The organism is Nocardioides sp. P4_G4 (genome assembly GCF_056401085.1).
In genome coordinates this window covers 83,063-93,322 of record NZ_JBFUKA010000004.1, presented here as the reverse complement: position 1 = coordinate 93,322, position 10,260 = coordinate 83,063, and the positions used below count along the sequence as shown (strand labels likewise).

The 10,260-nt window shown below is 71.7% G+C and carries 8 protein-coding genes; 4 read left to right on the top strand and 4 right to left on the bottom strand.

The window, feature by feature from the left end; translation table 11 throughout:
* Positions 1-156: 156 nt before the first annotated feature.
* Positions 157-1,350: an amidohydrolase gene (locus AC1DQF_RS01980; RefSeq protein ID WP_477523531.1), complete on the top strand. Its 1,194-nt coding sequence runs from the start codon at positions 157-159 to the stop codon at positions 1,348-1,350.
* An 18-nt stretch (positions 1,351-1,368) separates the two neighbouring features.
* On the opposite strand, the gene AC1DQF_RS01975 is transcribed toward AC1DQF_RS01980, so the two are convergent.
* The 4 genes from AC1DQF_RS01975 to AC1DQF_RS01960 form a co-directional block, all read right to left on the bottom strand.
* A complete protein-coding gene (locus AC1DQF_RS01975) occupies positions 1,369-2,664 on the bottom strand; it encodes an ABC transporter permease (RefSeq protein WP_477523530.1) in 1,296 nt (431 codons plus the stop codon).
* Positions 2,661-3,941: an ABC transporter permease gene (locus tag AC1DQF_RS01970; RefSeq protein WP_477523529.1), complete on the bottom strand. Its 1,281-nt coding sequence runs from the start codon at positions 3,939-3,941 to the stop codon at positions 2,661-2,663. The genes AC1DQF_RS01975 and AC1DQF_RS01970 overlap by 4 nt, the downstream gene beginning before the upstream one ends.
* Positions 3,938-5,452 (bottom strand): ABC transporter ATP-binding protein, encoded by a 1,515-nt coding sequence (locus AC1DQF_RS01965; RefSeq protein ID WP_477523528.1) that lies wholly within the window; start codon positions 5,450-5,452, stop codon positions 3,938-3,940. The genes AC1DQF_RS01970 and AC1DQF_RS01965 overlap by 4 nt, the downstream gene beginning before the upstream one ends.
* A 152-nt stretch (positions 5,453-5,604) precedes the next feature.
* On the bottom strand, positions 5,605-6,705 hold the full coding sequence (locus AC1DQF_RS01960; RefSeq protein ID WP_477523527.1) for a BMP family lipoprotein: 1,101 nt from the start codon (positions 6,703-6,705) through the stop codon (positions 5,605-5,607).
* 160 nt (positions 6,706-6,865) lie between these two features.
* Between AC1DQF_RS01960 and AC1DQF_RS01955 the strand changes: the two genes are divergently transcribed.
* The 3 genes from AC1DQF_RS01955 to AC1DQF_RS01945 all read left to right on the top strand — a co-directional run bounded on the left by AC1DQF_RS01955 (position 6,866) and on the right by AC1DQF_RS01945 (position 10,254).
* On the top strand, positions 6,866-7,255 hold the full coding sequence (locus tag AC1DQF_RS01955) for a cytidine deaminase (protein WP_477523526.1): 390 nt from the start codon (positions 6,866-6,868) through the stop codon (positions 7,253-7,255).
* Positions 7,252-8,532 (top strand): thymidine phosphorylase, encoded by a 1,281-nt coding sequence (locus AC1DQF_RS01950; protein WP_477523525.1) that lies wholly within the window; start codon positions 7,252-7,254, stop codon positions 8,530-8,532. Before AC1DQF_RS01955 ends, AC1DQF_RS01950 begins: the two co-directional genes overlap by 4 nt.
* 108 nt (positions 8,533-8,640) lie before the next feature.
* Positions 8,641-10,254, top strand: a complete 1,614-nt coding sequence (locus AC1DQF_RS01945) for a VWA domain-containing protein (protein WP_477523524.1) — start codon at positions 8,641-8,643, stop codon at positions 10,252-10,254.
* The last annotated feature ends 6 nt before the right edge of the window (positions 10,255-10,260 follow it).

Sequence of the window (10,260 nt, the reverse complement as noted above, 5' to 3'; positions counted from 1 at the left end):
CCAGCCACCGTTCCCGGCCGCGAAATGTGGCTGGCTCACCGCTCCCCGGGGACGCGTGCGGCCGCCCCGCCGTGCCGCCTGCGCGGGGCACGCGACGTCCCGCATGCTGCCGATCGAGCCGGGCGAGGACGCACCTCACCTAGGATGGGGAGCCTCATGCCTCACCATTCCCAGACCGACGCCGCGTCGCTGGTCGACGAGGTCGTCGAGAAGTACTCCGACGAGCTGATCGACCTGCGTCGCGACCTGCACGCCCACCCCGAGCTCAGCTGGACCGAGTCCCGGACCATCGACCGCATCGTCGAGCACCTCGACGGCACCGGGTGGTCCCTGACCCGGCTCCAGGGCGGGGGACTGCTCGCCGACATCGGCGACGGCGGTGGCCTGGTGGCGCTGCGCGCCGACGTCGACGCGCTGCCGATCGACGACCTCACCAACGACCCGTGGAGCAGCACGGTGCCGGGCGTCGCACACGCCTGCGGCCACGACGTGCACGTCAGCGGCCTCGTCGGCGCCGGCCTCGCCCTGTCGGCCCTGCACGAGCACGGGCTCCTCCCCGGCCGGGTCCGGCTCATGTTCCAGCCCGCCGAGGAGGTCATGCCGGGCGGCGCGCTGCACCTGATCCGCGCCGGCGCCCTCGAGGGCGTCCAGCACGTCTTCGGCCTGCACTGCGACCCCAGCCTCGACGTGGGCCGGGTCGGCATGCGCGAGGGCCCGATCACCGGTGCCGCCGACTCGCTCAGCGTCCGGCTCGCCGGCAAGGGTGGCCACACCAGCCGCCCGCACCTCACCGAGGACCTGACCTTCGCCATCGGCAAGCTCATCACCGAGCTCCCGGCGATCCTGAGCCGTCGCCTCGACCCGCGGGCCGGGGTGAGCGTGGTCTGGGGGATGGTCCGTGCCGGCTCGGCGCCCAACGTCATCCCGCACGCCGGCCTCGTCGCCGGCACCGTGCGGATGCTGGACGCCGTCGCGTGGGCCGACGCCGAGCACCTCGTGCGCCAGCTCGTCACCCAGATCGTGTCGCCGTACGGCGTGACCGCCGAGGTCACCTACCAGCGCGGCGTGCCGCCGGTGGTCAACGGGGCCTCGAGCACCCGCATCCTGGGCGAGTCCGTCGAGCGCGTCCTGGGCCCGCACGGCCACGTCTCGACCCAGCAGAGCCTGGGCGGCGAGGACTTCGGGTGGTACCTCGACAAGGTGCCCGGCGCCATGGCCCGCCTGGGCACGCGTACGCCGGGCGGCCCGACGTACGACCTCCACCAGGGCAACCTGCGCGTCGACGAGCGCGCCACCATGATCGGCGCGCGCGTGCTCGCCGAGTCGGCCGTCACCGCCCTGCGCGGCTGAGGACCGACCCGGCGCGGCCTATTCCTTGCGGTAGGGCACGCCGTCCGCGGCCGGGGGCCGGGAGCGGCCCACGAGCCCGGCCACGGCGAAGATGGTGATGACGTACGGGAGCATCAGCATGAACTGGCTGGGCACCGGCGAGCCGATGACCGCCAGCACGCCCTGGAGGTTGGACGCGAAGCCGAAGAGCAGCGCGGCCAGGGTCGCCCGGATCGGGTCCCACTTGCCGAAGATGACCGCGGCGAGGGCGATGTAGCCGGCCCCGCCGGTCATCTCCCGGTTGAACTGCGGGACCGACACCAGGGTGTAGAACGCGCCACCCATGCCGGCGATCGCACCGGCCAGCAGGATGGTGCGGTAGCGGGTGCGGTTGACCTTGATGCCCACGGTGTCCGCGGCCAGGGGGTGCTCGCCGACGGCGCGCACGCGCAGGCCCCAGCGGGTGCGGTAGAGCGCGAACGTGACCAGGGCGACCGCGATGTAGAGCAGGTAGACGACGGCCGTCTGGCGGAAGAAGATCGGCCCGATGAGCGGGATGTCGCCCAGCACCGGGATCGGGATGCGCGGGAAGCGCGGCGGGGTGTTGAGAGTGGCGGCGTTGGGGGCCAGCACCTGGCTGAACAAGAAGCTGGTGAGGCCGATCACCAGCACGTTGAGCACCACGCCGACGATGACCTGGTCGACGAAGTAGGTGATCGCGAACAGGCCGAGCACCAGGGCCACCAGGGCGCCGGCGACCATGGCCGCGAGCAGGCCGACCCACGGGGACCCGGTCAGCGACCCGACCAGGGCGGCGGCGAACGCACCGAAGAGCAGCTGGCCGTCGATGGCGATGTTGACGACACCGGCGCGCTCGCCGAGGACGCCGCCCAGGGCGCCGAAGACGAGGGGCACGGCCAGCGCGATGGATCCGGCCAGCAGGCCGACCAGCGGCACGGTCTGACCGGCCGCGGCCCAGGTCAGGAAGCCCGCCATCCAGGCGACGGCGAAGGCCACCACGACCCACATGGGCGTGCTGCGGCGCGCGAGGTAGCGGCGTGCGGACTCGGCGGCCAGCAGCGCGCACACCACGGTCATGGTCCAGGCGCCGGCCATGGCGGGCACGGTGAGCTCGGGCAGGGTGGCGAAGTCGGTGCTGGCGCTCAGGCGGAAGGTCGTGTCTCCGGTCTGACCCTCGAAGAGCAGGATCAGCACCATGCCCAGCGTGAGGACGCCGAAGATGATCGGGGCCTTGCGGCTCACCACCGGCACGGTGTCGATCACCGGGGCGGAGGTGGGTGCGGCAGCGGGGGACAGTCCGTGGGTGGTGCTCACTTCGCCTCCTGGGCGGGAAGCCGGAAGATCGCGCGGACCAGGGGTGGTGCCGCGATGAACAGGACGATCAGGGACTGGACGACCAGGACGATGTCGACCGGGATGCCCTGGGAGGCCTGCATGGCGAAGCCACCGGCCTTGAAGGCGCCGAAGAGCAGTCCGGCGGCCAGGATGCCCAGCGGCCGGGACCGGCCGAGCAGTGCCACGGTGATGGCGTCGAAGCCGATGCCGGCGTCGAGGTCGACCGTCACACCGCTGGTCACGGTGCCCAGCACCTGGTTGACACCGGCCAGGCCCACGAGAGCACCGGCGATCAGCATGACCACGACGTAGGTGCGACCGACGTCGATGCCAGCGGCACGGGCGGCGCTGGGGTTCTCACCGACGGCCCGGATCCGGTAGCCGAGGGTGGCCCGGTTGAGGAGCCACCAGACGAACGCCACGGAGACCAGGGCCAGGACGATGCCGAGGTGGAGGTTGAACCGGTCGCCGAGGATCGGCGGCAGGATCGCGGACTCCTTGGCCGGCGCCGACTTCGGGTTGCCCGATCCCGGTGCCTGCAGCAGGCCCTGGCGGGAGAGCATGAAGAAGACCAGGTAGAAGCCGACGTAGTTGAGCATGATCGTCACGATCACCTCGTGGGCGCCGGTGCGGGCCTTGAGCACGCCCGCGATGCCGGCCCACAGGGCGCCGGCCACCATGCCGGCGATGATCGCCAGCGGCAGGTGGATGATGATCGGGAGGTCGAACGTGAACGCGACCCACCCGGCGGCGGCACCGGCCAGCAGCATCTGGCCGCGCCCACCGATGTTGAACATCCCGGCCCGGAAGGCCAGCCCGACCCCGAGGCCGGCCGCGATGAGCGGCGCGGCGAACTTGAGGGTCTCGGTGAGCGGACGGATCTGGGTCGCGAAGTCGTCGACCCGGTCGTTGTAGACCGCTCCGCGGAACAGGGCCGTGTAGGCACCCCAGATCGCGTCCCAGGTGGCGGAGAAGAAGTCGCCCGGGCGCGCGAAGACGTACGTCGCGGTGTCGCGCACCCGCTCGTCGGTGAGCGCGATCATCAGTGATCCGACCGCGACGGCCAGCACCACGGCGAGCACACCGGCCAGGGCGTTGCCGGAGGCGATCTCCCGGAGCATCGTGTGCGTGCGGCTGGGAGCCTCGGGCTCCGTCTCCGGGGTGTCCGGGGTGCTCGTGGCCACCGGCTCGGGGCCGCCGAGCTTCTCTGCCTCGGTCGGGGTCTCGGGCTGGGGGTTCTCGTCGGTGCCGCTCATGCGACCACGTCCTTCGGTCGCTCGCCGGTCATCATCAGTCCGAGGGTCTCGCGGGGGGTGTCGCCGGGCACGATGCCGACCACCTGCCCGCGGTAGACCACCATGATCCGGTCGGCGAGCGCGACGACCTCGTCGAGCTCGGTGGACACGACCAGGACCGGGACCCCGCGGTCGCGGGTGGCGATGACCTGCTTGTGGATGAACTCGATGGAGCCGACGTCGACGCCGCGCGTCGGCTGGGCGGCGACCAGGAGGCGCAGGTCGCGCGAGAGCTCGCGCGCCACGACCACCTTCTGCTGGTTGCCGCCGGAGAGCTTGCCGGCCTCGGTGTGGATGTCGGGGGCGCGGACGTCGTACTCCTCCAGCTTCTCCTTCGCGAACTCCTCGAGCGCGTCCATCCGCAGCGAGCCGCGGCGCACGAAGGGGGAGCGGAAGCTGCGGTTGAGCATGAGGTTCTCGGCGATGGAGAAGTTCCCGACCAGCCCGTCCTCCTGGCGGTCCTCGGGGATGAACCCGACGCCCGAGTCGAGGACCTCTCGCACCGACCGGCCGACCAGCTGCTCGCCGTTGAGGGTGATGGAGCCCTCGACGTGGTCCTGGAGGCCCAGGAGGGCCTCGGTGAGCTCGGTCTGGCCGTTGCCCTGCACGCCTGCGACGCACAGCACCTCGCCGGCCCTGATCGTGAAGCTGATGCCGTCGAGGTGGACGTGGCCGAGCGCGTCGCGGACGCGGAGGTCGGTCACGACGAGCGCGTCGTCGCCCAGCTGGGGCTCGTCCTTGTGGACGACGAGCTCGACCGGGCGACCGACCATGAGGGAGGCGAGCTCGGCGTTGCTGGCGGACGGCTGGGCCTCGCCCACGACCTTGCCGAGGCGGATCACGGTGATCTTGTCGGCGACCTCGCGGACCTCGCGGAGCTTGTGGGTGATGAAGACGATCGCCTTGCCGGCCTTCTTGAGCTGGCGCATGATCTCCATCAGCTCGTCGGTCTCCTGGGGCGTCAGGACCGCGGTCGGCTCGTCGAAGACCAGCACCTGCGCGTCGCGCGAGAGGGCCTTGATGATCTCGACCCGCTGCTGCACGCCGACCGGGAGCTCCTCGACGAGGGCGTCGGGGTCCACGTGGAAGCCGAACCGCTCGGAGATCTCGCGGACGCGCGCGCGGGACGCGTCGAGGTCCAGGGTCCCGGCGAAGCCGGTGGACTCGTTGCCGAGCATGACGTTCTCGGCGACGGTGAAGACGGGGATGAGCATGAAGTGCTGGTGCACCATGCCGATGCCGGCGGCCATGGCGTCACCGGGACCGGTGAACCTCTGCACCTCGTCGTCCAGCACGATCTCGCCCTCGTCGGCCTGGTAGAGGCCGTAGAGGACGTTCATCAGCGTGGACTTGCCGGCGCCGTTCTCGCCCAGGAGGCAGTGGACCTCACCGGGGGACACCTCGAGCGAGATCCGGTCGTTGGCGACCAACGAGCCGAAGCGCTTGGTGATGTTGCGAAGGACAAGCTTCATGGGACCGCATCCTATTCACGCGGGACCTGTCGGTTCCGTCAAGGGGACGTGCCACGGGGAGGCCGACCTCGCGGTCGACCTCCCCGTGCTGGAACTCGGGCGGCAGTGTGGCGGCGTAGCCGACACGCTCGCCCCTGAGGGAGCGTGCTACCTCACTGGTCGAGGTAGGACTTCACCTCGATGGAGCCGTCGATGATGCCCGCCTTGACGTCGTCGAGCTCGCCGGTGAGCGAGTCGGAGACCTTGTCCTCGAAGTTGTGGAACGGCGCCAGGCCGACGCCACCGTTCTCGAGGGTGCCGATGTAGGTCTCGGGGTCGAACTCGTCCTTGCCGGCCGACATGATCGCCTCGTACGTCGAGACCTTCATGTCCTTGAGGATCGACGTCATGATGACGTCCTGCGTGTTCGGGTCGGTCTCGAACACGTCGGCGTCGGTGCCGATCAGCGCGACGTCCTCACCCGAGTCCTGGATCGCGGTGAGCGCGCCCTGGTAGATCGGGCCACCCACGGGCAGGATCACGTCCGCGCCCTGGTCCAGGATGCGGCGCGCGGTGCTGGTGGCCGCCTCGTTGGCCTCGAAGCCGCCGGTGAAGGAGCCCTTCTCGCCGCCCTCGAAACCGATGACCTTGACGTCCTTGCCCTTCTCCTGGGCGTAGTACTCGGCGCCCTGCTTGAAGCCGTCCATGAAGATCGTGACGGTCGGGAACGGCTGGCCGCCGTAGGTGCCGACGGTGCCGGTCTTGGTGTAGTCGGCGGCCGCGTAGCCGGCGAGGAACGCCGCCTGGGCGGTGTTGTAGAGGAGCGGCTTGACGTTCTCCGCGTCCTTCTGGCCGTCGAAGTCGTTGTCGGCCGCGTCGTCGATGAGGACGTAGTTGATGTCCGGGTTGGCCTTGGCCGAGTCGACCGTGGCCGCGGACAGCGCGAAGCCGACCGTGACGATGGTGTCGCAACCCTCGCCGACGAGGCTCTCCAGGTTGGGGGCGTAGTCGTTCTCGCTGTTGGACTCGACGGACTTGAGCTCGACGCCCAGCTCGTCGGCGGCCTGGGTGGCGCCCTCGAAGCCCAGCTGGTTGAAGGACTTGTCGTCGAAGCCACCGGCGTCGGAGACGATGCAGGGCTGGAAGTCGCTCGCAGTCGTCTCGCTCCCGCTGCTGCTGCTGTCCTCCTCGGGCGCGTCGCCACATGCCGCCAGGGTCGCGGTCGCCAGCAGCGCCACGAGGCCGCTCGTGACGACCTTCCTCGTGTTCCTCACAGATGCCTCCATACTCGAATCGCCCCCAGGGTGGGGGCGCATATCGGGAGAATGATGCCTGTGCCCGGGCCCCCGTGGGTGACAAAGCGCCAATCGGTATCCGTCTGTGACCTCTTCGCCGCCTGAAGGCCCCGAACTGTCATACGACATAGTTGCCCCGGTGAACTGGACACAGCTGCGCGCCGAGGCGGTCACCGCCATGGGACACGCCTACGCGCCCTACTCCCACTACCCGGTCGGCGCCGCCGCGCTCGTCGACGACGGCCGGCTGGTCGTGGGCTGCAACGTCGAGAACGCGGCGTACGGCGTGACGCTGTGCGCCGAGTGTGGTCTCGTGTCCGCCCTGCACGCCACCGGCGGGGGGCGGCTGACGCACTTCGTGTGCGTCAACGCCGACGGTGCGGTCATCATGCCGTGCGGACGGTGCCGCCAGCTGCTCTGGGAGCACGGCGGTGCCGCGCTCCTCATCGAGACGCCCGAGGGCGTCCGCACCATGGCCGAGGTGCTGCCCATGGCCTTCGGCCCCGACGACTTGGAGAACATCACGTGACGCACGACGCCATCGAGGTCATCAGCGCCAAGCGCGACCGCCAGGCCCTCACCGACAGCCAGATCGACTGGGTCATCGATGCCTACACCCGGGGCGACGTCGCCGACGAGCAGATGTCGGCGCTGGCCATGGCGATCCTGCTCAACGGCATGGACCTGCGCGAGATCTCCCGCTGGACCGACGCGATGATCGCGTCGGGGGAGCGGATGGACTTCTCCTCGCTCTCGCGCCCCACCGCGGACAAGCACTCGACCGGCGGGGTGGGCGACAAGATCACGCTGCCCCTGGCCCCGCTCGTCGCCGCGTGCGGCGTCGCCGTGCCGCAGCTGTCCGGGCGCGGTCTGGGCCACACCGGCGGCACGCTCGACAAGCTCGAGTCGATCCCCGGCTGGCGCGCGGCGCTGTCGAACGACGAGATGCTGACCCAGCTCGAGGAGGTCGGCGCGGTCATCTGCGCCGCCGGCGACGGCCTGGCGCCGGCCGACAAGAAGCTCTACGCGCTGCGCGACGTGACCGGCACGGTCGAGGCGATCCCGCTCATCGCCAGCTCGATCATGTCCAAGAAGATCGCCGAGGGCACCGGCGCGCTCGTGCTCGACGTCAAGGTCGGCACCGGTGCCTTCATGAAGGACCTCGACCGGGCGCGCGAGCTCGCCGAGACCATGGTCGGCCTCGGCAAGGCGGCCGGCGTCCACACCGTCGCCCTGCTCACCGACATGAGCACCCCCCTGGGCCTCACCGCCGGCAACGCCGTCGAGGTGGCCGAGTCGGTGGAGGTGCTGGCCGGCGGGGGTCCCGCCGACGTCGTCGAGCTGACCCTCGCCCYGGCCCGCGAGATGCTCGCCGGCGCGGGCGTCACCGACGTCGACCCGGCCGACAAGCTGGCCGACGGCACGGCCATGGACGCGTGGAAGGCGATGATCCGCGCCCAGGGCGGCGACCCGGACGCGTCCCTGCCCACCGCCCGCGAGTCCCACGTCGTCAACGCGCCGGCGACCGGCACCCTGACCCGGCTCGACGCGATGGCCGTCGGACTGGCCGCGTGGCGCCTCGGCGCGGGCCGCGCCCGCAAGGAGGACCCGGTGCAGGCCGGGGCCGGGGTGGTCTGGCACGCGCGTCCCGGCGACCGCGTCACCGAGGGCCAGCCGCTGCTCACCCTGCTGACCGACGAGCCCGAGCGCTTCGACCGTGCCCTGGCCTCGCTCGAGGGCGGGTACGACGTCTCCGACGACCCGTCGTACACCCCGAGGGACCTGGTGCTCGACCGCATCGGCTGAGCGAGGACCGGCGCATCCCCAACTCTGTGGATGCCTGACCGTTTCTTTACCTTCGGGGCACCCGGCGTGACTAGCCTCCACACATCTCGTGGGAGGTGGTCCGGGCGCATGGACACTCAGCTGAAACGCGTGCGGGGTCGCCTCGCCGGCCCGCTCGGACTGGTCCTGCTGCTCGTGCTCGCACAGCTCCTGGTGGGGGCCACGGCCCTGGTGCTGTGGTCCCGGACGGACGAGGCGGCGGTCTCCGGCAGCGAGTGCGGCCGCTACCGCACCGTGGAGGTCGCGGTCGCCCCGGCGATGTTCGGGGTCGTGTCCAGGGCCGCGGAGACCGTCGCTCCCGTGTGCACCCGCGTGGAGCCGACCCTGCGGGAGGGCAGCCAGGTCGCGCTCGGCGTCTCGACGGGACAGCCGCTGCCCGACGTCTGGATCAGTGACGCGCACTTCTGGATGTCCCCGACCTACCTGGGCCGGGACTCGGGCCTGAGGCTGGTGTCGCCGAGCCTGGCGCGCACACCGGTCCTGCTCGTGGGCGGTCAGGAGGGTCGGCGCTTCCCCTCGTGGGGCGAGGCGGAGGCGTCCGGCCTCGTCAGTGTCCCGGACCCGTCCGGCTCCTCCGTGGGCTCGCTGGCCGTCGTCGCCCCGCAGACCGAGGCGGTGACGCTGGGACTCGACCCGGCGCTGGCCCGCCAGCGCGTCGTCCCGTTCGCCCAGTCGTACGGCGAGCGGCACTCGCGCGGTCTCGATGCCGACGTCGCTCCGGCCTCCGTCGAGGCGACCTCCCGCCGGCTGGTCGTGGCCACCGAGCAGCAGCTGGTCGCGGCAGCCACCGATGCGACGTACCTGCGCGACCTCACTCCCGCGGTCGGCGCGCCCGTCCTGGACTTCCCCCTCGCCGTGCGGAGCGACGCGCCTCCCGGCTCGCGGGTCGTGGCCCGCGGGCTGGCGCGCTACTTCACCAGCGACGTGGGGGTGGCCGCCCTGCGCGAGGCCGGCCTCCGGGAGCCGGGCGCCCCAGCCGGGGCGGGCCTGGGGGCGCAGGTCGCCTCCTACCTCCCGGCGCCGCGGCCCCGCACGGTGGCCGAGACGGTGCAGTCGTGGCGCACGCTGAGCGTCCCCTCCTCGATCCTCGCCGTCGTGGACGCGTCGGGCTCGATGGACTTCGCCACCGCGGGCGGGACCCGCATGCAGGTCCTCGCCGATGCGGCCGGGATCGGCCTGTCGTTCCTGCCCGACCACGCCCGGGTCGGGTTGTGGATCTTCTCCATCGACAAGGGCGGGCCGGGCCGGGACTGGCGGGTGCTCGAGCCAGTACGCCGCCTGGACCGGCTCGAGCGCGGGCGCACCCAGCGCGCCGCCCTGCGGGCGCAGGCCGAGGGGCTGTCCGGGCTCACCGGCGGCGGGACCGGTCTCTACGACACCGCCCTGGCCGCCTACCGGCAGGCGCTGCGCGACTACCGCCCCGGCTACTCCAACGCCGTCGTGCTGATGACCGACGGTGAGAACGAGGACCCGGGCTCGATCGCCCTCGCCGAGCTCGTCCGCAGGCTGCGGGAGCTGCGCGACCCCGAGCGTCCGGTCCGCATCGTGGGGATCGCGATCAGCGACGACGCGGACCTCGGTGCCCTGCAGCGGATGGCCGACGCCACGGACGGCGACGCCTACCTCGCCGCGGAGCCGGAGGACATCCTGGAGGTGTTCGCCCGCGCCGTGCTGTCCCGCTGAGCCCCG